Source organism: Nonomuraea sp. NPDC049028 (assembly GCF_043197735.1).
In the GTDB taxonomy this organism is placed as follows: Bacteria; Actinomycetota; Actinomycetes; order Streptosporangiales; family Streptosporangiaceae; genus Nonomuraea.
Genome location: NZ_JBICTR010000002.1, coordinates 986,229 through 1,010,591 on the forward strand (window position 1 = coordinate 986,229; position 24,363 = coordinate 1,010,591).

23 protein-coding genes are annotated in these 24,363 nt (G+C 70.0%); 15 read left to right on the plus strand and 8 right to left on the minus strand.

Features of this window, described 5'->3' with window-relative positions:
• The first annotated feature begins 155 nt into the window (after positions 1-155).
• The 4 genes from tsf (at position 156) to ACGFJ2_RS10695 (ending at position 3,320) form a co-directional block, all read left to right on the plus strand.
• Entirely contained in the window at positions 156-989 is an 834-nt protein-coding gene (gene tsf / locus ACGFJ2_RS10680) for a translation elongation factor Ts (RefSeq protein ID WP_357942975.1), read from the plus strand.
• 123 nt (positions 990-1,112) lie between these two features.
• Positions 1,113-1,811 (plus strand): UMP kinase, encoded by a 699-nt coding sequence (pyrH, locus tag ACGFJ2_RS10685; protein WP_225290523.1) that lies wholly within the window; start codon positions 1,113-1,115, stop codon positions 1,809-1,811.
• Between the two features lie 43 nt (positions 1,812-1,854).
• On the plus strand, positions 1,855-2,412 hold the full coding sequence (frr, locus tag ACGFJ2_RS10690) for a ribosome recycling factor (protein WP_357942977.1): 558 nt from the start codon (positions 1,855-1,857) through the stop codon (positions 2,410-2,412).
• A 68-nt stretch (positions 2,413-2,480) separates the two neighbouring features.
• On the plus strand, positions 2,481-3,320 hold the full coding sequence (locus ACGFJ2_RS10695) for a phosphatidate cytidylyltransferase (RefSeq protein ID WP_393466867.1): 840 nt from the start codon (positions 2,481-2,483) through the stop codon (positions 3,318-3,320).
• A gap of 7 nt (positions 3,321-3,327) precedes the next feature.
• Here the strand turns inward: ACGFJ2_RS10695 and ACGFJ2_RS10700 are convergent, their stop codons facing one another.
• Positions 3,328-4,350, minus strand: a complete 1,023-nt coding sequence (locus ACGFJ2_RS10700; RefSeq protein WP_393466870.1) for a suppressor of fused domain protein — start codon at positions 4,348-4,350, stop codon at positions 3,328-3,330.
• 132 nt (positions 4,351-4,482) lie between these two features.
• On the opposite strand from ACGFJ2_RS10700, the gene rlmN reads away from it, so the two are divergent.
• A complete protein-coding gene (gene rlmN, locus ACGFJ2_RS10705; protein ID WP_358191609.1) occupies positions 4,483-5,583 on the plus strand; it encodes a 23S rRNA (adenine(2503)-C(2))-methyltransferase RlmN in 1,101 nt (366 codons plus the stop codon).
• A gap of 24 nt (positions 5,584-5,607) precedes the next feature.
• Here the strand turns inward: rlmN and ACGFJ2_RS10710 are convergent, their stop codons facing one another.
• From ACGFJ2_RS10710 to ACGFJ2_RS10720, 3 genes are all read right to left on the minus strand, one after another.
• Positions 5,608-6,309 (minus strand): GDSL-type esterase/lipase family protein, encoded by a 702-nt coding sequence (locus ACGFJ2_RS10710; RefSeq protein ID WP_357942985.1) that lies wholly within the window; start codon positions 6,307-6,309, stop codon positions 5,608-5,610.
• Between the two features lie 80 nt (positions 6,310-6,389).
• Positions 6,390-7,061 (minus strand): hypothetical protein, encoded by a 672-nt coding sequence (locus ACGFJ2_RS10715; protein WP_393466874.1) that lies wholly within the window; start codon positions 7,059-7,061, stop codon positions 6,390-6,392.
• Positions 7,058-7,795: an ATP-binding cassette domain-containing protein gene (locus tag ACGFJ2_RS10720; protein ID WP_393466877.1), complete on the minus strand. Its 738-nt coding sequence runs from the start codon at positions 7,793-7,795 to the stop codon at positions 7,058-7,060. The genes ACGFJ2_RS10715 and ACGFJ2_RS10720 overlap by 4 nt, the downstream gene beginning before the upstream one ends.
• Before the next feature lie 142 nt (positions 7,796-7,937).
• Between ACGFJ2_RS10720 and ACGFJ2_RS10725 the strand changes: the two genes are divergently transcribed.
• Complete coding sequence (locus ACGFJ2_RS10725; RefSeq protein WP_357942991.1) at positions 7,938-8,486, plus strand: DivIVA domain-containing protein; 549 nt, start codon at positions 7,938-7,940, stop codon at positions 8,484-8,486.
• A 44-nt stretch (positions 8,487-8,530) separates the two neighbouring features.
• Here the strand turns inward: ACGFJ2_RS10725 and iolD are convergent, their stop codons facing one another.
• The 4 genes from iolD to iolC are packed head-to-tail and all read right to left on the minus strand — an operon-like array spanning position 8,531 to position 13,045.
• Positions 8,531-10,387 (minus strand): 3D-(3,5/4)-trihydroxycyclohexane-1,2-dione acylhydrolase (decyclizing), encoded by a 1,857-nt coding sequence (gene iolD, locus ACGFJ2_RS10730; RefSeq protein WP_393466881.1) that lies wholly within the window; start codon positions 10,385-10,387, stop codon positions 8,531-8,533.
• The gene (iolB, locus tag ACGFJ2_RS10735) at positions 10,384-11,223 is read right to left on the minus strand and encodes a 5-deoxy-glucuronate isomerase (RefSeq protein WP_393466884.1); all 840 of its coding nucleotides are present in this window, start codon (positions 11,221-11,223) and stop codon (positions 10,384-10,386) included. The genes iolD and iolB overlap by 4 nt, the downstream gene beginning before the upstream one ends.
• A complete protein-coding gene (locus ACGFJ2_RS10740) occupies positions 11,220-12,125 on the minus strand; it encodes a deoxyribose-phosphate aldolase (protein ID WP_393466887.1) in 906 nt (301 codons plus the stop codon). Before ACGFJ2_RS10740 ends, iolB begins: the two co-directional genes overlap by 4 nt.
• Complete coding sequence (gene iolC / locus ACGFJ2_RS10745; protein WP_358191672.1) at positions 12,122-13,045, minus strand: 5-dehydro-2-deoxygluconokinase; 924 nt, start codon at positions 13,043-13,045, stop codon at positions 12,122-12,124. Before iolC ends, ACGFJ2_RS10740 begins: the two co-directional genes overlap by 4 nt.
• A 260-nt stretch (positions 13,046-13,305) precedes the next feature.
• Here iolC and ACGFJ2_RS10750 point away from each other — a divergent pair, with 260 nt between their 5' ends.
• The 9 genes from ACGFJ2_RS10750 to ACGFJ2_RS10790 are packed head-to-tail and all read left to right on the plus strand — an operon-like array spanning position 13,306 to position 24,358.
• Complete coding sequence (locus ACGFJ2_RS10750) at positions 13,306-14,700, plus strand: extracellular solute-binding protein (protein ID WP_358191690.1); 1,395 nt, start codon at positions 13,306-13,308, stop codon at positions 14,698-14,700.
• Positions 14,675-15,601 carry a sugar ABC transporter permease gene (locus ACGFJ2_RS10755; RefSeq protein ID WP_357943001.1) on the plus strand — a complete coding sequence of 309 codons (927 nt, stop codon included), beginning with the start codon at positions 14,675-14,677 and terminating at the stop codon, positions 15,599-15,601. The genes ACGFJ2_RS10750 and ACGFJ2_RS10755 overlap by 26 nt, the downstream gene beginning before the upstream one ends.
• On the plus strand, positions 15,598-16,416 hold the full coding sequence (locus ACGFJ2_RS10760; protein ID WP_357943003.1) for a carbohydrate ABC transporter permease: 819 nt from the start codon (positions 15,598-15,600) through the stop codon (positions 16,414-16,416). Before ACGFJ2_RS10755 ends, ACGFJ2_RS10760 begins: the two co-directional genes overlap by 4 nt.
• Positions 16,416-17,486, plus strand: coding sequence for an ABC transporter ATP-binding protein (locus tag ACGFJ2_RS10765; RefSeq protein ID WP_393466892.1), 1,071 nt, complete (start codon positions 16,416-16,418; stop codon positions 17,484-17,486). Before ACGFJ2_RS10760 ends, ACGFJ2_RS10765 begins: the two co-directional genes overlap by 1 nt.
• Positions 17,483-18,667, plus strand: a complete 1,185-nt coding sequence (locus tag ACGFJ2_RS10770) for a CehA/McbA family metallohydrolase (protein WP_393466895.1) — start codon at positions 17,483-17,485, stop codon at positions 18,665-18,667. The genes ACGFJ2_RS10765 and ACGFJ2_RS10770 overlap by 4 nt, the downstream gene beginning before the upstream one ends.
• Positions 18,658-19,551, plus strand: a complete 894-nt coding sequence (locus tag ACGFJ2_RS10775) for a TIM barrel protein (protein ID WP_393466898.1) — start codon at positions 18,658-18,660, stop codon at positions 19,549-19,551. Before ACGFJ2_RS10770 ends, ACGFJ2_RS10775 begins: the two co-directional genes overlap by 10 nt.
• Before the next feature lie 34 nt (positions 19,552-19,585).
• Positions 19,586-20,677, plus strand: coding sequence for a Gfo/Idh/MocA family protein (locus ACGFJ2_RS10780; protein WP_393466901.1), 1,092 nt, complete (start codon positions 19,586-19,588; stop codon positions 20,675-20,677).
• On the plus strand, positions 20,674-23,463 hold the full coding sequence (locus tag ACGFJ2_RS10785; protein ID WP_393466904.1) for an alpha-mannosidase: 2,790 nt from the start codon (positions 20,674-20,676) through the stop codon (positions 23,461-23,463). The genes ACGFJ2_RS10780 and ACGFJ2_RS10785 overlap by 4 nt, the downstream gene beginning before the upstream one ends.
• Before the next feature lie 37 nt (positions 23,464-23,500).
• Complete coding sequence (locus ACGFJ2_RS10790; RefSeq protein WP_393466907.1) at positions 23,501-24,358, plus strand: hypothetical protein; 858 nt, start codon at positions 23,501-23,503, stop codon at positions 24,356-24,358.
• Positions 24,359-24,363: the final 5 nt, after the last annotated feature.

The following is a 24,363-nucleotide window of genomic DNA, read 5'->3' on the forward strand; positions in this document are numbered from 1 at the left end:
GCCGGAAGAGCCGGGCAGGCCGCGAAGGCAGGGCTGCTCACCAGGTAAGACGCTGAGCTCCTGTACGGCAGCCGCCGGCCGTTCGAACCATAGGGTGGGTGCCGGAAGGTCGGCGCCCACCCGATCCACGACGAAATCCCACAAGGAAAAAAGCAATGGCTTCCGTGAACATGGCCGACGTCAAGCGGCTTCGCGAGATCACCGCGGCCGGAATGATGTCTTGCAAGAAGGCGCTCGAAGAGGCTGACGGCGACATCGACCGCGCCATCGAGCTGCTGCGCCTCAAGGGCGCCAAGGACGTGGGCAAGCGCGAGGCGCGCACCGCCTCCAACGGCCTGGTCGCGCTCAAGCAGGACGGCGACTCCGCCGCCGCGCTGCTGGAGCTCAACTGCGAGACCGACTTCGTGGCCAAGGGCGAGCGCTTCCAGGAGCTGGCCGGTCAGGTCGTCGCGCACATCCTGGCCACCAAGCCGGCCGATGTGGCGACGCTGCTCGAGTCCTCGCTTGACGGCAAGACCGTCAAGGAACTCCTCGACGAGGCCAACGTCGCGCTGGGCGAGAAGATCGAGATCCGCCGCTTCGCGGTGCTGGAGGGCGGCTACATCGGCGCCTACATGCACCGCACCGACCCGGCGCTGCCACCGGCCGTCGGCGTGCTGGTCCAGCTCGACAAGCCGAACTCCGAGGTCGCCAAGGACATCGCGCAGCACGCCGCCGCGATGGCCCCTCAGTACCTCAACGCCGCCGCCGTGCCCGCCGACGTCGTCGACAAGGAGCGCAAGCTCTTCGAGGAGATGACGCGCGAGGAGGGCAAGCCCGAGGCCGCCATCGGCAAGATCGTCGAGGGTCGCGTCAACGGCTGGTACAAGGACTTCACCCTGCTCCAGCAGGCGTTCGTCAAGGACAACAAGAAGACCGTCGGCAAGTACGCCGAGGAGAACGGCGCCGAGGTGCTGGCCTTCGTTCGCTTCAAAGTCGGCCAGGCTTAGGCTTGAACGAAATTCCAGCCCATCGAACCGCCTAAGAGGGAGGCCGCCGCCGTGCAGGAGAACCAGGAGCCAGCTACGTCGGCGGCTTCTTCGTATCAGAACCCGCTCCGGTGGAAGCGGGTCATGCTGAAGCTGTCAGGTGAGGCGTTCGCCGGTGGCGACCCGCTGGGGATCGACCCGCTGGTGGTCGACCACCTGGCCGACTCGATCGCCGAGGCCGTACGCGAGGGTGTGCAGGTGTCGGTGGTGGTCGGCGGCGGCAACATGTTCCGCGGCGCGGCGCTGTCCGAGCAGGGCATCGACCGCGCCCGCGCCGACTACATGGGGATGCTGGGCACCGTCATCAACTGTCTCGCACTGCAGGACTTCCTGGAGCGGCGCGGCGTCGAGACCCGCGTGCAGACCGCCATCACCATGCAGCAGGTCGCCGAGCCGTTCCTGCCGCGCCGCGCGATCAGGCACCTGGAGAAGGGTCGCGTGGTCATCTTCGGCGCCGGGCTCGGCTCGCCGTTCTTCTCCACCGACACCGCGGCGTCCCAGCGCGCCCTGGAGATCGGCGCCGAGGCGCTGCTCAAGGGCACTCAGGTGGACGGGGTCTACGACTCCGATCCACGGAAGAATCCCGACGCGGTCAGGTTCGACCACCTCGACTATGGCGAGGTGCTGATCCGCGACCTCCAGGTCATGGACGCCACCGCGATCAGCCTGTGCAAGGACAACGACCTCCCGATCGTCGTCTTCGACCTGATGGGCGAGGGCAACATCCTGCGAGCGGTCCGCGGTGAGAAAATCGGCACGCTGGTGAGTCCCGCAGGCAAATGAGGGAGCGCGCCCGACATCGCCAGCCAGAAGACAGGGAGCCGCTGTGATCGACGAAACCCTCCTCGAAGCCGAGGAAAAGATGGACAAGGCCGTTACGGTCGCGAAGGAGGACTTCGCGGGCATCCGGACGGGCCGGGTAACCCCTTCGATGTTCAACAAGATCAATGCCGAGTACTACGGCACGCCGACCCCGATCCAGCAGTTGGCCTCGTTCCATGTGCCCGAGGCCCGCATGGTGATCATCCAGCCCTACGACAAGGGTTCGATGGCCGCGATCGAGAAGGCGATCCGTGAGTCCGACCTGGGCGTCAACCCCGGCAACGACGGGGCGGTGATCCGCGTGTCGTTCCCCGAGCTGTCGGAGGACCGGCGCAAGGAGTACATCAAGGTCGCCAGGAACAAGGGCGAGCACGCCAAGGTCTCCGTGCGCAACATCCGCCGCTCCGCCAAAGAGATCCTCGACAAGATGATCAAGGACGGGGAGGCGGGCGAGGACGAGGTCCGCCGCGCGGAGAAGGAGCTCGACGACATCACCCAGAAGCACGTCGCCAAGATCGACGAGCTGCTCAAGCACAAGGAAACCGAGCTGCTCGAGGTCTGAGCGGCGCGCCGCACGGCCCTCGCCCGGTGGCGGGGGCCGTGGCTCATGGAAGACCCAGGAAGAGATCTGTGGACGAAAGTACGGCTGGCACCAGCCCGAGCGGCGGCAGCCGTACCGGACGGAACCTTCCTGCCGCCATAGCGGTGGGCTTGGGGTTGGGCGCGCTCGTCATCGGCACGCTCTACACCGTCAAAGAACTCTTTCTCCTGGTGCTGGCGGGAGCCGTGGGCGTCGGGGTCATGGAGCTGATCCAGGCGTTCGGGAGCCGCGGCATCAAGGTGCCGGCCGTGCCCCTGCTCGGTGGCATGGTCGCGATGTTCGCCGGTGCCTACTGGGGCGGGCCTGTCTGGCTGCTCGGCGCGTTCGTGGTGGTCGTCTTCGTCCTGCTGATCTGGCGGATGTTCAGTGACGGCACCGACGGCTACGTACGCGACACGACCGCTTCGGTGTTCATCCTGGTCTATCCGCCGCTGCTGGCCGGGTTCGCGGCGTTGCTGCTGGCGCCTGGTGACGGCCGTGATCGGGTGGTCATCTTCATCGCGGTGACCGTGGCCAGCGACATCGGCGGCTACATCGCGGGCGTGCTGTTCGGCAAGCACCAGATGACCGTCATCAGCCCGAAGAAGACCTGGGAGGGGATGGCGGGGTCCATCATCGCGTGCGTGGCGGTAGGCGCCTGGCTGGTGAGCTGGCTCATGGACGGGCAGCTCTGGCAGGGCGCCCTGATCGGCGCGCTCGTGGCGGTGCTGGCGACCGTCGGTGACCTGATCGAGTCGATCATCAAGCGGGATCTCGGCATCAAGGACCTGGGCACGCTCCTGCCGGGCCACGGCGGTCTCATGGACCGGCTCGACTCGCTGGTGACCACGCTGGTGCCGGTCTGGCTGCTGATGACGGTGTTCTTCTGACGTGTCGCTAGTGGCGGTGTTCTTCCATCGCCTCGATGGTGATCGGCTGGAGCCAGAGCCAGCGGACGGCCTCACCACCGAAGGCGAATCCTGATAAATCCGGCATGGCGGGTGGGTCGGCGACCATCATGACCCCCGCGTACTGCGGCCCCAGCGGGAACGTGGCCGGCTCGTGATACCACTTGGCCGTATGCCCGTGCCCTAGCCACGTGACCGAGTGCCACGGATACTGCGACAGCCACACCAGCAGCAGCGCCGCCTCGCGCGGATCCTCGCGGGTGGCCACGGCCAGCTCGATCCTGGCGTACGCGCCCGGCCGGTCGATCCACTGCTCGACGGTGGGCATCCGCTGGCAGCTCATCCCGACTGTGGAGAGCACCGTGAACCCCCGGCGCCCGTACGGCGGCCGCTCGGTGACGCCGACAGCCGGCAGCCGCTCCCCGCTCACGTCCCAGTAGCGCCCGGCCGGCCCGAGCCCCCGTTCCAGATGCCCCATGACGAACTCCTGGAACGACGCCCAGGACCCCTCCAGATGCCGCCAGCGCCAGTAGGACCTGGCGTTGGAGATGCGCGGCCGCAGCCCGTCGAGCGCCTCGGACAGCGCCCAGGCGAACGGCGTCTCACCCACGGCGTCACGGGCGTAGCCGGGCATGCCCCTGCTCATGTCGGCCCACCCGGGGATGACCGCCAGCAGGTCCTCGTCCTCATAGACCGCGACCCCGTCGCCCTCCTCGAACCACAGCGCCGTCAGCTGCCCGAGCGGCCGGCGCCCGGCCGGGTGCGTGGTGTTGGGCCGGGGCATGAGCGGCGGCAACCCGGAGTTGAGCCTGGCCAGATCGACCACCTCGGGCGCGGGACGGTGGTTGGCCAGCCACACGGCGCCGTGCACGGCACCGTCAGGCGAGCACAGGTAAGCTACCGAGGCGTCCTCGTCCCGCTCGACCACGAGCGTTCGGCTGCCGTACGGGTTGCCGGCGGTGAGGACGACCTCGGTCTGCCCCTCGCCAGAAGCCGACCGGAAAATCGCCATACGAGATGCACTCTAGATCGGCCCATACCCTCATGCGAGAGCTTCCGCCACCCGGAGCTCCCTCATGGAATGACACCTGGGAGCCGAACGTTCACTAACCTGGTCGGTAACCACCCAAGCAAAGGCAGGAACGTGTCCCAGCAGCCAGGCCAGCTCACCTTCGTCGCGCCGCGCAGGGCCAAGCCGGCTCGGCACCTGGCGGACCTGTCCATGCCCGACCGCCGCGCGGCGGTGACGGAGCTCGGCGAGAAGGCATTCCGCGCCGACCAGCTGTCCCGGCACTACTTCGAGCGCCTGAACGCCGACGTGCACGCGATGACCGACCTGCCCGCGGCGGCCCGCGACAAGCTGTCGGTGCTGCTGCCGTCGCTGCTCACCCCGGTCAAGGAGCAGACCACCGACGCCGGCACCACCCGCAAGACGCTGTGGCGCCTGTTCGACGGCGCGCTGGTCGAGTCGGTGCTGATGCGCTATCCCGACCGGGTGACGATGTGCGTGTCGTCACAGGCCGGCTGCGGCATGAACTGCCCGTTCTGCGCCACGGGCCAGGCCGGGCTGACCCGCAACATGTCCACCGCCGAGATCGTCGAGCAGGTGGTCTCCGGCGCCCGCGCGCTGGCCGCGGGCGAGGTGCCCGGCGGCACAGGGCGGGTGAGCAACGTGGTCTTCATGGGCATGGGCGAGCCGCTGGCCAACTACAAGCAGGTCATCGGGGCCGTACGCCGGATGGTGGAGCCCGCCCCGCACGGCCTCGGCATCTCGGCGCGCGGCGTCACGGTCTCCACGGTCGGCCTGGTGCCCGCCATCGGCAAGCTCGCCGACGAGGGCCTGCCGGTCACGCTCGCCCTGTCGCTGCACGCACCCGACGACGAGCTGCGCGACACGCTGGTGCCGATCAACACGCGCTGGAAGGTGTCGGAGGTCCTCGACGCCGCCTGGGCGTACGCGGCCAAGACCAAGAGGCGGATCTCGATCGAGTACGCGCTGATCAAGGACATCAACGACCAGGAGTGGCGGGCCGACCTGCTCGGCAAGCTGGTACGCAACAAGCTGGTGCACGTCAACCTGATCCCGCTCAACCCGACGCCCGGCTCCAAGTGGACCGCCTCCCGGCCGGAGGACGAGCGGGCGTTCGTGCGGCGGCTCGAATACCACGGTGTGCCGGTGACCGTGCGAGACACCCGCGGCCGCGAGATCGACGGCGCCTGCGGCCAGCTCGCCGCCGCCGAATAGCCCTGGGAAGAGCTCTAGAAAGGCTCAGGAAGAGCGCACGACGCCCTCGATCAGGTCCGCGATCATCCCGGCGCCGCGGCTGTTCAGGTGGACGGTGTCCGTGGTCAGCAGCAGGCCGCGGCTCTTGGCGATCGAGTCGAAGCCGCGCCCGAGAAAGAAGTGCTGCATCGCGGCGGTGGGCGCCAGCAGGCTGTCCGCCCGGTAGTGGACGCGCGGCTTGCGCTCCGCCTTCTCCAGGTGCGCCACCATCTGCTCGTTGAGCGGGAGATACTGCACGAACTGCTCGGCCGCCACCTTACGTACGATCTCCCCGAACTCCGACGTCCGCCGCAGCGCCTCCGAGTCGAGGTCCTCGCCGAGCACCGGCGGCGAGATCAGCGCGATGCGGGCCCGAGTCTCGTCCTTGAGCCGGGTGGCGATGGCGGAGAGGTTCGCCGCGTAGCCGTCAGGGCTGATGTCCTCGCTCAGCTTCCACCGGTCGCGCAGCTTGCGGGCGGTGCTCTCGCCCAGTGTCGCTGTGGCGTCGTTGGTGCCGATGAGCACGGTGACCACGTCGGGATCCTGGTCGACGACCTCGGAGAGCCGGTCCAGCACATGGGCGGAGACGTCGTAGTTGACGCCCGCGTTGATCACAGTGGTGCCCGGCAGCCTGGACTCCAGCATTTTCACGTAGTTCGCGCTGACCTGACCACGCGTGATGCTGTCGCCGACACAGATCACCTTCATGGCGCCTGCTCCTCATAGGTGGGTGAGTACTCACTAACCTAGCGGCTAAAAGGGGCACGCGTGACGTTCCCGTCGTGTTTTCAGGGTCGGGTACGGCGCAGCCAGGCGTAACAGCCCAGGCCGAGCAGGCACCACGCCAGCGAGATGGTCGCGAGCTCAGGCAGCCGGGCGGTCAGCTCGGCGGAGTTCGCGGACTTCATCCAGGTGATGACCGGGACCGTGAGCCAGTACAGAGGCGAGGCGCTGAGCATCAGCATGACCAGGAAGCCCAGCAGCAGCGACATGATGGAGATCGCGGGGGAGCGCAGGATCGCCCGGCTGGTGAGGGCGCCGAGCGTGACCCCGGCGAGCGTCGCGAGGCCGTACAACGTCAAGACCGCGGCGAACTCCTCGGGCGCCGGGACCGTGCTGACGCCCAGTGCCAGGCCCCAGCCCAGGGCCAGCGCGATGAGCACCAGGGACGTCGCGAAGGCCGCCAGCAGGCCCGCGCTCAGCTCGCGCAGCCGGCCGCCCACGCTGATCGCCGACATGGCGCGCTGCTGATCCGGCTCGGTGTCGAGCACGCTCCTGCTGGACCAGGCCAGGATCGGGATCACCAGCACCGCGGCGTCCGTGAGGACCTCGGTCTCGGCGCCCTTGGGCGCGCGGCTGCCGTAGAGGATGGCGACCAGCGCGAGCATGAGCAGGAGCGCCTGGAAAATGCGGTGGGACCGGATGTAGGCCGCGACCCGGAAGACAGTCAAGGCGATCATCGCTGCTCCTCGGTGACGTCGGCGACGTTCGTAACGTTGGCGTCGGTGACTTCCGCGACGTGGCCGACCTCTGCGACGGATGTGGCGACGGACACGTCTTGGACCCGGTAGCCCTCGTCACGCATCCTGGCCACGAACGACCGGACCTCGTCCACCGGCAGATCCACCCGCACGGTCGCCCGCTGCCCCGCCGTACCCTCCTTGACCAGGCCGTCCACCACCGTCCAGTGCCGGATGGAGGGAAGGTGACGCAGGCCGCCCTGGTGGTCACTGGCGACCACGATGGCGCCGCCCTCGGAGAGCTCCGTGACGATGGACGGCAGCACCTCGCGGGTGTCGGCGTCGAGCCCCGCGAACGGCTCGTCCAGGATGAGCAGGCCGGGCCCGCACATCAGGGCCTGGGTCAGCCCGACCTTGTGGGCGCTGCCCTTCGATAACTCGCTCAGCCGCAGGCCGAGCAGGTGAGCCATGCCGAGGCGTTCCGCCCAGGGCTCCCATCGGGCGCCGCCGCGTATCCGGGACATGTGGCGCAGGTAGCCGGAGACCGTGAAGGGCTGCTCGAGCGGGAAGCGGTCCGGGGCGAAGCCGACCACCGCCGGGCGGTCGGTGATGGTGCCCGACGACGGCTTGGTGAGCCCGGCCAGCAGGCGGAGCAGTGTGGACTTGCCCGCACCGTTGACGCCGGCGACCTCGATCACGTCACCGGGATCAAGGTGCGCGTCCACGTCCTTCATGACAGAAGGATCACGTCTTCGATAACGGAAAGAGACCTTGGTCAATCTCATGGTGCAGTAACGGTATATCTCAGTTCGCATTGTCAGGATAAAGAGCCCCACAATATGAGCAGGCCCCCAGCACACCGCAGAAGGAGTGAGCTTGAACCGCTTTCCACGCGTCATGGGTATGCGTTCAGGCTACGACCCGGTCGAGGTCGACGCCCTGATCGGGCGCATCGAGGCCACACTGGGCAGGGGGCCGCGCGACATCGAGCAGGTCACGGCCGACGACGTACGCAGGGCGACGTTCCGGGCCAGGCGCGGCGGTTATCAGGAGACCGCGGTGGACTTCGCGTTGGAGGCGTTCGTGGTGGCGCTGGAGACGCGGGCCAAGAGTCCCGTACGGCTGGCCATGGCCGAGCCGACCGGTGAGATGCTGCGCGAGGAGTGGTTCGAGACGCAGGCGGCGCGGGTGGAGCGGGTGGCCTTCCGGCCCGGGCGGATGGGCACGGGCTACAACGAGGACGAGGTCGACGCCTTCCTGGACCGGATCGTGGCCACGCTGCGCGGCACCACCGACTATCCGGTGACGGCCAAGGACGTCCGCGAGGCGAAGTTCTCGACCGTGCTGCTGCGGCCCGGCTACCTGATCGCGGACGTCGACTCGTTCCTGGCGGGCATCGCCGACGTCCTGAAGCAGCGCGCCTGAAGCAGCGTGCCTGAAGCAGCGTGCCTGAAGCAGCGCCCCTTCTGTCAGGTGGGCGTGATGTGCGGCTTCTGGGCGCTCTTCTCGGACTCGTACGAAGCGCGCACCATAGGGCCTTCCGGCGCGGTCGAGAGCTCGGCGACCGGGACGTCCCACCACGCCTCCGACGACGGACTGTCGATCATGGGGTCGGCGCGGACATAGATCACGGTCGTCTCCTCGGCGGCGCGGGCCGCCTCCAGAGCCTTGCGGAAGTCGGTCAGCGTGTCGGGCCGCAGCACGGTGGCGCCGAGGCTGGCGGCGTTGGCGGCCAGGTCCACCGGCAGGCCGTCGCCGTCGTAGCGGCCGGTGCCCCGGTAGGCGTAGGAGGTGCCGAGCCGCTGGGCGCCGACGCTCTCCGAGAGGCGGCCGATCGAGGCGAAGCCGGAGTTGTCCACCAGCACCACGATCAGCTTGATGCCCTCGGAGACGGCCGTGACGATTTCCTGGGCCATCATCAGGTAGGACCCGTCGCCCACCATGACGAACACCTCGCGGTCGGGGACGGCCATCTTGATGCCCAGCCCGCCGGCGATCTCGTAGCCCATGCAGGAGTAGCCGTACTCCACGTGATAATTGCCAGGGCCGCTCGGCCGCCACAGCTTGTGCAGGTCACCGGGCATGGAGCCGGCCGCGCAGACCACCACGCCGTCGTCGCCGGCCGCGGCGTTGACCGCGCCGATCACGGCCGACTGTGGCATCGGCCGGCCGTCCAGCGCGTACGCCTCGTCCACCACCGCGTCCCAGGCGGCCGACAGCTCGGCGGCGCGCGAGCGGTAGGACTCCGTGGTGCTCCAGCCGGCGCAGGCCCCGGTCAGCTCGGTCAGGCCCTCGCGGGCGTCGGCCACGAGCTGGAGCCCCGACAGCTTGGCCGCGTCGAAGCCGGTGATGTTCAGGTTGACGAACCGGGCCTCAGCCGAGAAGAGCGTGCGGGAGGCCGTGGTGAAGTCGCTGTAGCGGGTGCCGACGCCGATGATCAGATCGGCCTCGCGGGCCAGCGCGTTGGCCGCGGTGGTGCCGGTCGCGCCGACCGCGCCCATCGCGAGCGGGTGCCCGTACGGCAGCGCGCCCTTGCCCGCCTGCGTCTCGGCGACCGGGATGCCGTACGCCTCGGCGAAGGCCCGCAGCTCGGCCGTGGCCTCGCTGTAGATCACCCCGCCGCCGGCGATGATCAGCGGCCGGCTGGCCGACTTGATCAGCTCGGCCGCCCGCGTCAGGGCCGCCCGCTCGGGGCGTGGTCGCGGCACGTGCCAGAGGCGGCGCTCGAACAGCTCCTCCGGCCAGTCGTAGGCCTCGGCCTGGACGTCCTGCGGCAGCGCCAGCGTCACCGCGCCCGTCTCGGCCGGGTCGGTGAGGACGCGCATGGCGGCCAGCAGCGCCGATGGCAGCTGCTCGGGCCGGTTGATCCGGTCCCAGAAGCGCGACACCGGCTTGAAGCAGTCGTTGACCGAGATGTCGTACGAGCGGGCGTCTTCGAGCTCCTGGAGCACCGGATTGGCGACCCGGGTGGAGAACACGTCGCCGGGCAGCAGCAGCACGGGCAGCCGGTTGATCGTCGCGCCCGCCGCGCCGGTGATCATGTTGGTCGCGCCGGGGCCGATCGAGGTGGTGCAGGCCAGGGTGGACAGCCGGTTGGCGGCCCGCGCGTAGGCGGCGGCCGCGTGCACCATGGCCTGTTCGTTGCGGCTGAGGTGGTAGGGCAGGTCCTCGGTCGAGGTGGCCAGCGCCTGGCCGAGCCCGGCCACGTTGCCGTGGCCGAAGATGCCGAAGCAGCCGCCGAACAGCCGGTGCTCGACGCCGTCGCGCTCGCTCCACTGGTGGGACAGGAAGCGCACCACGGCCTGCGCCACGGTCAAACGGGTCATGAAGTCCTCCCGAACGGCAGTCTCGCATCGATGGCCTGGCCGTCCCAGGAAGAACGGATCCAGGCGTGCCGGGGGTCGTCGCAGAACGCCATCGACCGCTCGTCGGCGGGACCGGCCAGGACGTTCAGGTAGTAGAGGTCGTAGCCGGGCGCGGCCATCGACGGGCCGTGGTAGCCATAGGGCACCAGCACCACGTCACCGGAGGAGACCTCGGCCAGCGTGTCGATCTGGCCCCGCCCGGAGGAGTAGACGCGCTGGTAGCCCAGGCCGCCGTCGGCCACCTCGAAGTAGTAGATCTCCTCCAGCACGGCCTCGCCCTCGTTGGGGGTGTCGTGCTTGTGCGGGGGATAGGACGACCAGTTGCCGCCCGGCGTGAGCACCTCCACGGCCACGAGCTTGTCGCACTCGAAGACGCCGGGCGCGCAGAAGTTGTTCACCTGGCGGCTGGCCTGGCCCGCGCCCCGGATCTCGACCGGCACCTCCGAGGCCGGAACGTACCGCGGTGCCAACCGCCGGGTCGCCCGAGCGGAGGGGAACGCGATGCGGCCCGTCCCCTCCACCGTCACATCCGTAGAAATCGGGATATAGGCGAAATCAGAAGGCCCGGCGAAGACCGACGTGCGGCCTGTCAGCTCGAACCGCTCGGCGCCGCACGTCACCGTGCACGAGCCCGACAGCGGCAGGACGAGCATCTCCTCCTCCCCGGTCGAGAAAGAGACCGGGGCGCCGCCGAGGTCGGCCACGCGCAGCCCCGAGTAGGTCCAACCGGCCAACGCGGGCGTGATCTCCACCGACCACGACCCGCCGGCGGCCGTGCCGTACGGAAGGTATGTCATGAGCGCACCTCTCGAACCAGCGCGGCCGCGCCGTCCACCGCGGCGGCCACGTCGTCGTCCGGAGGGTAGAGCAGCGCGCGGCCGATGACGAGCCCGCGCACCCCCGGCAGGCGCAGCGCGCGGTCCCAGTCGGCGTAGGCGGCGTCGATATCGGGCGGGTCGCCGCCGAGCAGCAGCGCGGGCAGCGTGGTGGCGGCCATGACGCGCTCCATCTCGGCGACCGCGGGGATCTTCAGCCAGGTGTAGGCGGAGGTCGTGCCGAGTGCCTGGGCGACGCTGATCGACCGGATGACCGCCTCGGGCGACAGGTCGTTGCGCAGGACGCCCGCCTCCGTACGCGCCGCCCAGAACGGCTCGACCATCGCCAGCAGCCGCCGGCGGGCCAGGTCGGTGACCGCGTGGGCGCATGATTCGAGCGTGGTGACCGTGGCGTGGTCGGCCGGGTCGATGCGGCAGAGCATCTTGCCGCCGTCGAGGCGCATCGCGTCGATGGCGGCCGCGTCGAAACCGGTGAACCGGTCGTCCAGCTCGAACACCGAGCCCTGCAGGCCGCCCCGGTTCATCGAGCCGAAGGCCAGCTTCTCCTCCAGCGCGCCGAGCAGCAGCAGGTCCTCCAGCACGTCGGGGGAGGCCAGGATGCCGGCCACGCCGGGCCGGGCCAGCGCCGTCTGGAGCCGGTCGAGCAGATCGGGACGGCTGGCCATGGCCAGCGGCCGGTCGCGGACGCCGAGCGACCCGCGCGCCGGATGGTCGGCCGCGATGATCAGCAGGCGCTCGCCCTCACCTGGCAGCCCCCGGCGCTGCCGCCGGGCGGCGGCGCGCTCGATCTCCTCCGGCCTGGTGGCCCGGATGTGGGTCAGGTGGTCGTAGCGGGCGGTTCGGGGCAGCGTCATGTCGCTCATAGGAGTGCCTGCACCTCGTCAGTCGTGGGCATCGCGTCGGCGCAGGCCAGGCGGGCGGCCACGTAGGCGCCGGCGGCGTTGGCGAAGCGGATCGTCCGCTCCAGCGGCCAGCCGCTCAGCAGCCCCAGGCAGACGGCGCCGCCGAACGCGTCGCCCGCGCCGATGCCGTTCACCACGTCGACCTTGACCGGCTCCGCCACCACGTACTCGTCCCTGCTGCGGGCCAGCACCCCGTTGGGGCCCATCTTGACGATGGCGACGCGCATCCCGGCGTCGAGCAGCGCCTGCGCGGCCGCCTCCGGGTCGCGGGTGCCCACCGCGTTCTCCACCTCGTCGAGGTTGCCGACGGCCACGTTGGCGTGCGGAAGCGCCTGGCGTACCGCCTCCTGGGAGGCCTCGGGCGACTCCCACAGCATGGGGCGGTGGTCCAGGTCGAAGACGGTCCAGCCGGAGGTGCGCGCGGCCAGGGCGGCGGCGTGCGCGGCCCGGCTCGGCTCCTGGCTCAGGCCGGTGCCGGTGAACCAGAACAGCTTCGTGTCCCTGATCGCGGCCAGGTCCAGCGACTCGGCGGTCAGTTGCAGGTCCGGCGGATGCTCGCCCCGGTAGAAGTAGAGCGGGAAGTCGTCCGGCGGGAAGATCTCGCAGAACGTGACGGGCGTCGGGGGACCTTCGACGGTGGCCACGAAGGAGTCGTCCACGCCGAAACCGCGGATCGCCTGCCGTACGTACTCCCCGAAGGGGTCGGCGCCGACCGCGGTGATCACGGCGGCGCGCAGCCCGTGGCGCGCGGCCGCGACCGCGACGTTTGTCGGGCTCCCGCCGAGGAACTTACCGAAGGTGTCGACGTGGGCCAGGCCCACGCCGGTCTGCAGCGGATAGACGTCGACCCCGGAGCGGCCGATCGTGATCAGGTCGTACAACGCACCTCCAGTGACGGAGCCTTCGTGCCTACTATGGCATATTGTCATGACATTCGGATGTCCGCTATGCCGGGCTTTTTTCCCTGACCGAAACCCCCGATAGGTGGATCGTCTAGGGCCGGACCTCCCGCCGAGACCTCCTCGTGACAAAGATGCAGCATGCGGACACACTCCTGAAATATCGGCAGGCCTTTACGTCATCTGGATGTCATGACATATTGGCCGGGTTCCTGGCTTTAAGGACATGTCGGAGGGTTTGCATGGGATTGCGGAAAAGGTCGGTAGGCGCGGTCGCGGTCCTCGCCGTGTCCGCGCTGGGGCTCGCCGCGTGCGGCCAGTCGTCCGGCGGCGACTCCGGTGGCACGATCGAGTTAACGATCGCCCAGAACGCCATCGCGGGCGGCAAGAACGCGGCGGCGGCCGACTTCCTCGCCAACTGGGTCGCCCCCAAGTTCGAGGCGGCCGAGAAGGCGAAGGGGAAGGACGTCAAGGTCAAGTTCATCCCCAGCGGTGTCGACGACGAGCAGTACAAGACCAAGCTCTCCCTCGACCTGAAGTCAGGCAAGGGCGCGGACGTGATCGACCTCGACGGCATCTGGGCCGGTGAGTTCGCCGAGGCGGGCTACATCAAGCCGCTGTCCGACGTGGTGGGGGCGAGCGCCGACAGCTGGGACGGCTGGCAGCAGATCCCCGAGTCGGTCCAGGGACTGGCCACCTTCAACGGCAAGAAGTACGCCCTGCCCGTCGGCACGGACGGCCGGGTGCTCTACTTCAACAAGACGCTCTTCCAGAAGGCCGGGCTGCCCGCCGACTGGCAGCCGAAGAGCTGGCAGGAGATCCTCGACGCGGGCGCCAAGCTGAAGACGGCGGGCGTACCGGTGCCGATCCAGATCAACGCCGGCACCGCGATGGGCGAGGCCACCTCGATGCAGGGCGTGCTCCCGCTGCTGGCGGGCGCGGGCGGCGAGGTGCAGAAGGACGGCAAGTGGACCGGCGCGTCCCAGCCGCTCAAGGACGCGCTCGGCCTCTACCAGAAGATCTACGGCGGCAGCGGCCTCGGTGACCCCAAGCTCCAGCAGGAGGCCAAGGGCCGCGACAAGTCCTTCCAGCAGTTCGCCGGCGGCAAGATCGGCATCCTGATGGAGGGCGACTACTTCTGGCGCGGCGTCGTCAACCCCAAGGACGGCGTGGCCAAGATGGCCGACCGTGACCAGACCGTCGGCTACGCCCTGATCCCCGCCATGGAGCCCGGCAAGGGCCTGCGGGGCCAGGACTTCGTCAGCATGTCGGGCGGCGCGCTGCGGACCGTCAACCCCAACAGCAAGCATCCGAAGGAGGCCTTCGACCTGCTGGCCTTCACACTCTCGCCGGAGGGGCTGAAAGAGGAGACCAAGAACGGCAACGTGCGCATCACCCCGCGCACCGACGTCAACAAGGAGATCCTCGCCGGGGAGCCGCTGCTGACGTTCATCTCGGAGAAGGTGCTGCCGTTGACGGCCTACCGGCCGCCGGTCGCCGTCTATCCGCAGGTGTCGGCCGCACTCCAGGAGGCCACGGCCGCCGTCGTCGGGGGCACGGCACCCGACCAGGCCGCCGCGGACTACCAGAAGAAGCTCGAAGGAATCGTCGGTGGCGCAGGCAATATCGCCTCCTGAAGCTCTCGAGGACGCACCGGCCCGTCGCTACAGCTCGGACGCGGCGGGCCTGGGCAGGCTGAGAGCGGGCGCGTTCGTGGCGCCCGCGCTGGCGCTGATCGCGGTGTTCCTGGTCTTCCCCGCGCTCTGGGTCCTCTACCTCGGCCTCACCAACTACCGCCTCACGGGCACCGCCGCCGCCGAGCCTCAGCTCGTCGGCCTGGACAACTTCGTCAAGGCGGTCTCCGACCCCGCGTTCTGGAACTCGACCTGGCTGACCGTCCAGTTCGTGCTCGGCTCGGCCGTCATCGGCCAGGTCGTGCTCGGGTTCACGATCGCCTGGCTGATGCGCGATCGCACCGGACCGCTCAAACGGACCGTCGAGGGCCTGGTCATCCTGGCCTGGATCCTGCCCAGCGCGGTGGTCTCGTTCCTGTGGGTGGCGCTGCTCGACCGCGACGGCGGCACGCTCCAAGCGCTGCTGCACGTCCCGGGATTCGCGCCGCTGCTCGACCACCCGATGCTGTCGATCGTCATCTTCAACACCTGGCGCGGCGCCGCCTTCTCGATGATGTTGTACGGCGCCGCGCTCGGGAACGTGCCGCCCTCGCACCTGGAGAGCGCCCGCCTGGCCGGGGCCTCCGGCTGGCAGCAGTTACGTGACGTGGTGTTTCCCCACATCAGGGGACACATCCTGACGAACCTCCTGCTGATCAGCCTGTGGACGTTCAACGACTTCACCCCGTTCATGCTCACCGCGGGCGGGCCCGATGGTCAGACCGAGGTGCTGGCGGTCCACGTCTACAAGGTCGCGCTGCAGGGCAGCGAACTGGGCTACGGCGCGGCCGTCTCCACGGTCATCCTGCTGATCAACCTGGTCGTGGCGGTGTTCTACCTGCGCCTGCTCAGGAGAAAGAAATGACGCGGTTCGTGCTGGGCCGGATCGGCTTCTACACGCTGATCGCGGTGCTGCTGGCCTTCTTCACCATCCCCTTGCTGTGGCTGGCCGCCGCGCCGTTCACCTCGGACCCCACCTACGAGGTCCGGGTGCCCGACTTCACGCTGGACAACTTCACGGCGATCCTGGAGCATCCGTACGCGCTGCCGTCGCTCCTGAACTCGCTGGTGCTGGCGGTCGGCACGGCCCTGCTCGTGGTGGTCTTCGCGGCGCTGGCCGCGTACGCGCTGAGCCGGGTGCGGCTGCCGGGCCGCGACGCGCTGCTCTACGCGCTGCTGCTGCTGTCCTCGATCATCACCGGCACGGCCGCGATGGTGCCGCTGTTCCAGCTGGCCGTCGAGCTGAACCTGATCGACTCGCAGTTCGGGGTGATCCTCATCCTGACCGGCGGCCTGCTGCCCGCGGCGATCTTCATGCTCAAGGACTTCATGGACTCCACGCCGAAGTCCTACGAGGAGTCGGCGCGCGTCTTCGGCGCCTCGCCGCTGCAGATCGTCCGCCACGTGGTCGTCCCCCTGGTACGGCCGGGGCTGGCGACGATCGCGGTGTGGGCCGTGGCGAACGTGTGGGGCAACTTCCTGATGCCGTACCTGCTGCTCAGCGATGTCGAGAAGCAGCCCGCGGCGGTCATCATGTACACCCTGTACACCGAGGGCGGCCAGGCCAACCTCACCCTGCTGTCCACGTTCGGCCTGCTCTATTCGGTCCCCGTGGTGCTCATGTACCTGTTCGTCAGCAAGAAGTATGGCTTCCGCTTCCACGGAGGGATCAAGCGCTGATGGCCGCAATCGAACTGCGAGCCCTGACCAAGGTCTACCCCGGGGGAGTCAAAGCGCTCGACTCGCTCGACCTGGCCATCCCCGACGGCGAGTTCTTCGCCCTGCTCGGCCCGTCCGGCTGCGGCAAGACCACGCTGCTGCGCACGATCGCCGGGCTGGAGACCGCCACGGGCGGCGCCGTCGTCATCGGTGACCGCGACGTCACCGGCGTCCAGCCGGGCGGCCGGGACATCGCGATGGTCTTCCAGGACTACGCGTTGTTCCCGCACATGGACGTCACCGACAACATCGCCTACCCGTTGCGCATCAAGAAGGTCGGCAAGGCCGCCCGGCAGCGCAAGGCCGAGGAGGTCGGCGCCAGGCTGGGCCTGGACCAGCTCATGGACCGGCGCCCCGGCCAGCTGTCCGGCGGCCAGCAGCAGCGGGTCGCGCTGGCCCGCGTCATGGCGACGCAGGCGCAGGCGTTCCTGTTCGACGAGCCGCTGTCGAACCTCGACGCCCGGCTCCGCCTGGAGGCCCGTACGTTCCTGAAGAAACTCCAGCGCGAGCTCGGCGTCACCACCGTCTTCGTCACCCACGACCAGGCCGAGGCTTTGGCCATGGCCGACCGGATGGCCGTCATGGAGTCCGGGCACATCCGTCAGATCGGCACGCCGGCCGAGGTGTTCCAGCGGCCCGCCAACACCTTCGTCGCCGCCTTCATCGGCTCGACGCCGATGAACCTGCTCGACGGGACCGTCCGCGGTGACACGCTGGAGGTGGCCGGGTGCAAGGTGCCGGTCCCCGTCTCGGCCGAGGGCCTGCTCACCGACGGCGAGCGGGTCGTGTACGGCGTGCGGCCCGAGTACAACACCTACTCGGCCGAGCCCGCCGAGGGCTCGCTGGGGGGAAAGGTGGTCATCGTGGAGAACCTGGGGGCGTCCCACCTGGTGACGCTGGAGGTCGGCGCGGTGCTCGTGCAGGCGGTCGTGCCCGAGGGCGGCGAGCCGTCGATCGGGGCCGACGGCTTCGCCACGCCGCGCCGCGACCGGGCCCTGGTCTACCGGGACGGCGAGCTGGTGTCGGCATGACCATGATCCGCGGCCATTGGAGCCTGGACGACCGGCTGGAGCGGATCCTGCGCGAGGTGCCCTTCGAGGTGCCGGCCGGCACCGCCGCGCTGACCGTACGGCTGAGCTTCGACCGGTCACAGGGCGTGCTCGACCTCGGCTGCGGCTCGCCGGACGGGTTCCGCGGCTGGTCGGGCGGCGCGCGCGACGAGTACACGATCACCGCCGACTGGGCGACTCCCGGCTACCTGCCCGGCGAGCTGGGGCCGGGGACGTGGCAGGTGTGGCTGCGGCTGCACCGGGTGCCGCCGCAGGGCCTCGACTACACGCTGGAGATCCACACCGAGGCCGCCGCGCCCCCACGGCCGGTGATCGAGGAGCCGCCGCACGGGGACCGGCCGCCGCGCCGCGACCTGCCCGGCGTCGACGGTCTGCGCTGGTTCGCGGGCGACTTCCACTCCCACACCGTCCACAGCGACGGCGTGCTGACCGTCCCCGAGTTGGCCGAGCTGGCCAAGGGCCGTGGCCTCGACTTCCTGGTCGTCACCGACCACAACACCGTCAGCCACCACCCCTGGCTCGGCGACGATCGAGGCATCGCCCTGCTGCCCGGCCAGGAGGTGACGACGGATCGGGGGCACGCCAACGTGTTCGGCGACGTGGGCTGGGTGGACTTCCGGCAGCCCGCCGACTCCTGGGTCCGGCACGCCGCGCGCGAGGGCGGGCTGATGTCGATCAACCACCCGCTCGGCGGTGACTGCGCCTGGCTCCAGCCGCTGAGCGAGCGGCCGCGGATCGCCGAGGTATGGCACTCCGGTTGGTGGGATCGACGCTGGGGCGCGCCCCTGGCCTGGGCCGACGCCTGGGGACCCGACCTGGTCGCGATCGGCGCCAGCGACTTCCACCGCGTTGGCGACGACGGCCTGCCGGGCGCGCCGACCACCTGGGTCCTGGCCGAGGACACCAGCACGATCTTCGATGCCGTCGCCGCGGGCCGTACCGCGATCTCCGCGGGCCCCGGCGAGCCGCTGCTGCTCAGGCTGGGCGACGAGCTGCTCGCGCTCGACGCCGACGGCCTCATCCTGGTGCGCCCCGGCGGTGATCGCCAGGTAATCCGCGGCGAGCGGGTACTGGTTTCCGCGGGAGAGGGACGGCACCGCCTGGAAACGTACGAGAACGAGGTGATCGCCATATGCGCGTGACACGAGTCGCCAACGCCCCCGTGAGCTTCGGCGTGTTCGAACTGGCCGACGCGCCGCCCCCGCTGAGCGCCGACCAGATGGTCCGTGCGCTCGCCGACGCCGGGTACGCGGGCATCGACCTGGGGCCCATCGGCTATCTCGGCACCGGCGCCGACCTGGTGGAACGCCTCGACGGGCTGCTGCTCGCCGGCGGCTGGGCCGACCTGCGCTACAGCGACGCCGTGGAGTTCGAGAAGGGACTGGCCGCGCTGGACGCGACGCTCGACGTGTTCGCCGCCGCGCCGGCCGCCCCCGAGCACCTGGCGCCCCGGCCCACGCTCGGCTGCTCGGGCTCGCCGGCGAGGTTCGCCAGGCCCGGTGGGAACGCTCCGGGGCTGGCCGCCGTCGACTGGCCCGGCTACGCCTCCCGCGTCCAGATCGCGGCCGACCGCTGCCGCGAACGCGGCTTCGAGCCCGCCTTCCACCACCACCTCGGCACCTACGTCGAGACGCCCGAGGACGTCGAGCGGCTGCTGGAGCTGACCGACGTACAGCTCTGCCTGGACACCGGCCACCTGCTGCTGGCCGGCGGCGACCCGGTGACCGCCCTGCGCGACTGGTCGGACCGGGTCGGCCACGTGCACGTCAAGGACGGCGACACCGCGATACTCGGCCAGGCCCTCGCCGACGGCGTGGACCTGCGCGAGCTCATGGGCCGGGGCGGCTTCGCGCCGCTGGGCGAGGGCGAGCTGGACCTGCCGGGCGTCGTCCGCGCGCTCGACGAGATCGGCTACCAGGGCTGGATCATCATCGAGCAGGACACTCTGCCGGGCCGCCGGTCGGTTGAGCGGAACATCGCCGATCAAGCCGCCAACCGCGAGAAGCTGAGAGAGCTGGGACTGTGACCCCCAGGCTGACCCCACGCTGGAGGATCGGGTTTTGAAGATCGCGCTTGTCGGGTGCGGCGCCGTCACGCAGGCGGTGTACGTGCCGCTGCTGTCGAGACGCCGTGACCTGTTCGAGGTGACCGCCGTCTGTGACCTGTCGCGGGCTCTCGCCGACGTCGTCGGCGACCGGCTGGGGGCGCCCGGGCGCTTCACGGCCGTGGAGAGCATGCTGGCCGAGGGCGGGTTCGACGCCGTGCTCATCCTCGCCTCCGGCTCCCACGGCGAGCCGGTACGCCGGGCGCTGGCCGCGGGCTACGCCGTGCTCTGCGAGAAGCCGCTCGCGCTGACCAGGGCCGAGGTCGAGGCGCTGCCCGAGGGGCGGCTGATGGTCGGCTACATGAAGCAGTACGACCCGGCCGTGCGCCGGGCCGAGGCGCTGCTGGCCGAGCTGGGCGGCCCGGCCGCGATCCGGTCGGTCGAGGTGACCGTGCTGCATCCGAGCGCCGAGTCCCAGCTGGCCTTCGCGAGCCTGACGCCGGCCCGCGACGTCGACCCCGCGCTGCTGGCCTCGCTGCGCGCGGCGGAGCACTCGCTGGTCTCCTCGGCGCTGGGGGAGTCGGCTCCGGACTCGGTCCGGGCCCTCTACGGGGTAGCCCTCGGCTCGATATGCCACGATTTGTCGCTCCTGAGGCGATTTAGCGGGTCGCCTGCCGAAATTTCGGCTGTTGAGACGTGGGGGCCGGGTCCCGGGTCCGTCGAGATCTCCGGAACGCTGCCGGTCAGCGGACGGTTCTCGATCCGGTGGCACTACCTGGAGGACTACCCGGCCTACCGGGAGACCGTGGTCATCCACCACGACAAGGGCTCGCTGGAGCTGGTCTTCCCCTCTCCGTACCTGATGAACGCGCCCACGACGCTGACCGTGGTCTCGGGTGACGGCTCGGGCGGCGAGAGCCGGACCGAGTGGCGTGATGTGACCGAGGCGTTCGAGGTGCAGCTGGCCGCCTTCCACGCCTACGTCACCGAGGACGAGCCGCCGTTCACCGCCGCGGCCGGCGGGCTGGCCGACATCGTCACGGCCCAGAGCATCGCCGCGCGCTATGCCGTACAGCATGACCTGCCCATCGGAGGGGAAGCCGCGTGAGCGCCGAAATCGTCGTCGTCCCGCACACGCACTGGGACAGGGAGTGGTACGAGCCCTTCCAGCGCTTCCGGCTGCGGCTGGTGGCGCTGCTCGACGAGGTGCTCGACACGATGGAGCGCGAGCCCGACTACCACTTCACCCTCGACGGGCAGCTGGCCTGCGTGGACGACTACCTGGAGGTCCGGCCGGAGAACCGCGACCGCATCGCCGCGCTGGTCGAGTCCGGGCGGCTGGCGGTCGGGCCGTGGCAGATCCTGCTCGACGAGTTCCTGTGCTCGGGCGAGAACATCGTGCGCAACCTCGAACTCGGCATGAACCGGGCCGACAAGCTCGGCGGGGCCATGCCGGTGGGGTACCTGCCCGACATGTTCGGGCACACGGCGCAGATGCCGCAGATCCTGCGGCGGGCCGGGCTGCTGCACGCCTGCGTCTACCGGGGTGTGCCGTCGTCGGTGGTGACCGACGCCTTCGCCTGGGTCGCGCCCGACGGCTCGGCGCTGCGGACCCAGTACCTTCCGGCCGGCGGCTACGGCAACGGGGCGCACCTCTTCGAGGATCCGGCGCGTCTGCCGGAGCGGGCCGCCGAGTTCACCGAACGGATGCGGGAATGGCACGGGCCCGAGGGGGCCTTGCTGGCGATGTACGGGACCGACCATTCGGCCCCCGTGCGCGGGTTGCCCGGCATGGTGGCGGACATCGGCGCCCGCATGGACACCTTGTCCGGATATATCGGTGCCTATTCGGGTTCTGTGGACGGGCTGCCCCGGGTCTCCGGCGAGTTGCGCTCCCACGCCCGCGCGAACATCCTGCCCGGCGTCATCTCCGTACGCGCCCACGTCAAGCAGGCCATGGGCCGGGCCGAGCGGATGGTCGAACGCTACGCCGAGCCGCTGGCCACCCTCTGGGGCGGCGACTGGCCCGGCCGCTTCCTCGACATGGCGTGGTGGCGGCTGGTGGACGCCAGCGGGCACGACTCGGTGACCGGCTGCGGCGTCGACGACACGGCCCAGCAGGTCGCCGCGCGCATCGCCGAGGCCGAGCACCTCGGGCAGGCCGTACGCGACATGGTCACCGCCCGGCTGTCGGCCGCCGTCCCGTCGGACGGGGTGCTCGTCGTCAACCCGACGCCCGCCACGCGACGCGGCGTCGTACTGGTGGACGTGGCGGGCCTGGACCCCCTGGTGGACCCGACCGGAGCACGGGTGCCCGCGCAGCCCCTGGAGTACGCGCCCACGCTGCTGCTGGACGCCGAGATGGACCCGGCCACGGCGCTGACGTTCATCCACGGCACGGAGCTGTACGGCCAGCACATCACCGGCTGGTCGGTGGACAACGGCACGCTGACGTTCACGGTGGCGCGGGAGTCGGCGACGGCCTTCAACGTGGCGCAGCTGCGCGGGGCACTGGACGGGGTGACCCGGGTACGCATCGTCGCCGAGGCCCGCCGTACGGTCGCCGCCCTCGTCGAGACGCCACCCCTGGGCCACACCAGCATCCGCCCGGCATCCCACGACACCTTGCGCGACACGGCGTCCGGCGGCTCCCAGGAGGCGTCGGGTGGCTCTCCGGCGGCGTCCGGTGGCGAGCGTTTGGCGTCCGGTGGTAAGGGTTCGACGTCCGGGGCCTCCACCGCGATGATCGCGCCAGTCACCGGGGTGCGGGCCGAGGAGCGGGCGCTCGACAACGGGCTGCTGCGCGTCGAGGTGGCGGCGGACGGGACGCTGGCGCTGACCGGCGCCGACGGGACCACCCTCACGGGCGCCGGCCGCATCGTCGACGGCGGCGACGTGGGCGACACCTACAACTACGCGCCCCCGGCCCAGGACCGGATCGTGTCGGACCCGGTGTCGGTCGAGCTGACGCCGGTCTGCTCGGGCCCGCTGGTGGCCGCCTTCGACGTCCGCCGTACCTACCGCTGGCCCGCCGCCGGTCAGGGCATCGAGGGCACTCCCGAGATCCCGGCCGCCGCCAGGAGCGAGGCGACCGAGGAGATCGTCGTCGACACGCGGGTCGAACTGCGGGCCGGAGAGCCGTACGTCAGACTGCACGTCTCGTTCGACAACCGCTGCTCCGACCACCGGGTACGCCTGCACGTCCCGCTGCCCACGCGGGCGGCGGCCTCGCACGCGGAGGGCCAGTTCGCGGTCGTCACCCGCGGCCTGTCCTCGGAGGGCGGCTGCGGCGAGGAACCACTGCCCACCTTCCCGGCCTCCGGGTGGGTGGCCGCCGGTGGTGTCGCGGCGCTGCTGGAGCACGTCACCGAGTACGAGCTGGTGGACGACGGCGCGGAGCTGGCCCTCACCCTGCTGCGCTCGGTCGGCTACCTCTCCCGCAACCTGCACGTCATGCGCCCCGAGCCCGCCGGCCCCCAGCTGCCGACCCCGGCCGCTCAGTCGCGCAGCCTGCGCTCGGTCAGCCTCGCGCTCATGCCGTACGGCGAGTCGTGGGCGGCGGTGCCGTCGGCGGCCGAGACATTCCGGCACGACCTCCTCGCGGTGCCCGGCACCGGCGACCCGTCACTCGCCCTGCCCCCGGCGGCTTCCGGCCTGTCGGTGACGGGCGACGGCGTGGTCATGACCTCGCTCAGGGTCCGCGACGGCCGACATGAACTCCGCGTCGTGGCGTACTCGGAAACCCCCACGAACGCGATCATCTCCGGCACGTTCACTCAGGCCCGCCACGCCGACCTCCGCGGCCGCCCAGGCGACCCGCTCCCCGTCTCCTCCGGCACGATCCACCTTCCCTTGCGCCCTTGGGAGATCGCCACCGTCCAACTTGGAAACTGAGAGTATTTTCATGACTACGTAGAGTAATATCTCGGCCATGATCACCCCATTGCACGAGGGGCTGGTCGGGATCACTACTCTCGACCCCGAACTTACGGCGCGGATGCTGCGCGAGCTGTTCGCCCTCCCGATACCCGACGAGTCCAAGGGCGCCCAGGTGTCCTGCGACTTGTCGGAATGCGTACCGGCCGTCTACCGGGCGGACGCGGCGCTGCTGTACAGCGATGACGCCAAGAGCAAGCTGGGCGTCATCGCCGAGGTACAACTGGAGCAGGACAAGACGAAGCGCTTGTCCTGGCTCGCCTACATCGCCAACCTCCGCGCCCGCGACAACTGTCCCGTCTGTCTGGTCGTCATCTGCCCGAAGCGAAGCACCGCCGAGTGGGCGTCGCTTCCCATCGAAACCGGCCATCCCGGCCTGACTCTCACCCCGTTGGTGATCGGGCCCGACAACACCCCGGTCATCACGGATGTGGCCGAAGCCGTCGGCAACATCGGGCTGGCGGCCATCTCGGCGATCACGCAGAGCAGCCATCCGCAGATAGCGACCATCCTCGCCACCCTCACGAAGGCTTTGGACAGCCTCGATCCGCAGGTGGCCCGACGCTACGCTGAATATGTCACCGTGGCGCTGAAAGGCAACGCACACAAGGAAATGGAGCGACTCATGGCCACAGAGACCTACCTCTACCAAGGGGAGTACGCCCAGAGCCTGCTCGCCAAGGGGCGTGTCGAGGGCGATATCGAATCCCTGCTCATGGTGCTCGAGACTCGAGGGATGACGTTGTCCGACGGCGACCGTGAGCGCATCACGACCTGTGGCGACATCGCACGCCTCCAGCTGTGGCTCAAGCGGGCGGTTCTGGTCTCCACGGTGGAGGAAGTCTTTGCCTGAGAACT

Bases quoted from the DNA above. Each gene is read 5' to 3' on its own strand.
- ACGFJ2_RS10760 (WP_357943003.1), top strand. From the start codon at position 15,598: ATGACGCGGTTCGTGCTGGGCCGGATCGGCTTCTACACGCTGATCGCG.
- ACGFJ2_RS10720 (WP_393466877.1), bottom strand. From the start codon at position 7,795: ATGAAGGACGTGGACGCGCACCTTGATCCCGGTGACGTGATCGAGGTC.
- ACGFJ2_RS10715 (WP_393466874.1), bottom strand. From the start codon at position 7,061: ATGATCGCCTTGACTGTCTTCCGGGTCGCGGCCTACATCCGGTCCCAC.
- ACGFJ2_RS10790 (WP_393466907.1), top strand. From the start codon at position 23,501: ATGATCACCCCATTGCACGAGGGGCTGGTCGGGATCACTACTCTCGAC.
- ACGFJ2_RS10710 (WP_357942985.1), bottom strand. From the start codon at position 6,309: ATGAAGGTGATCTGTGTCGGCGACAGCATCACGCGTGGTCAGGTCAGC.
- ACGFJ2_RS10750 (WP_358191690.1), top strand. From the start codon at position 13,306: ATGGGATTGCGGAAAAGGTCGGTAGGCGCGGTCGCGGTCCTCGCCGTG.
- ACGFJ2_RS10700 (WP_393466870.1), bottom strand. From the start codon at position 4,350: ATGGCGATTTTCCGGTCGGCTTCTGGCGAGGGGCAGACCGAGGTCGTC.
- iolB (WP_393466884.1), bottom strand. From the start codon at position 11,223: ATGACATACCTTCCGTACGGCACGGCCGCCGGCGGGTCGTGGTCGGTG.
- pyrH (WP_225290523.1), top strand. From the start codon at position 1,113: ATGCTGAAGCTGTCAGGTGAGGCGTTCGCCGGTGGCGACCCGCTGGGG.
- ACGFJ2_RS10770 (WP_393466895.1), top strand. From the start codon at position 17,483: ATGACCATGATCCGCGGCCATTGGAGCCTGGACGACCGGCTGGAGCGG.
- tsf (WP_357942975.1), top strand. From the start codon at position 156: ATGGCTTCCGTGAACATGGCCGACGTCAAGCGGCTTCGCGAGATCACC.
- ACGFJ2_RS10765 (WP_393466892.1), top strand. From the start codon at position 16,416: ATGGCCGCAATCGAACTGCGAGCCCTGACCAAGGTCTACCCCGGGGGA.
- ACGFJ2_RS10740 (WP_393466887.1), bottom strand. From the start codon at position 12,125: ATGAGCGACATGACGCTGCCCCGAACCGCCCGCTACGACCACCTGACC.
- ACGFJ2_RS10775 (WP_393466898.1), top strand. From the start codon at position 18,658: ATGCGCGTGACACGAGTCGCCAACGCCCCCGTGAGCTTCGGCGTGTTC.
- iolD (WP_393466881.1), bottom strand. From the start codon at position 10,387: ATGACCCGTTTGACCGTGGCGCAGGCCGTGGTGCGCTTCCTGTCCCAC.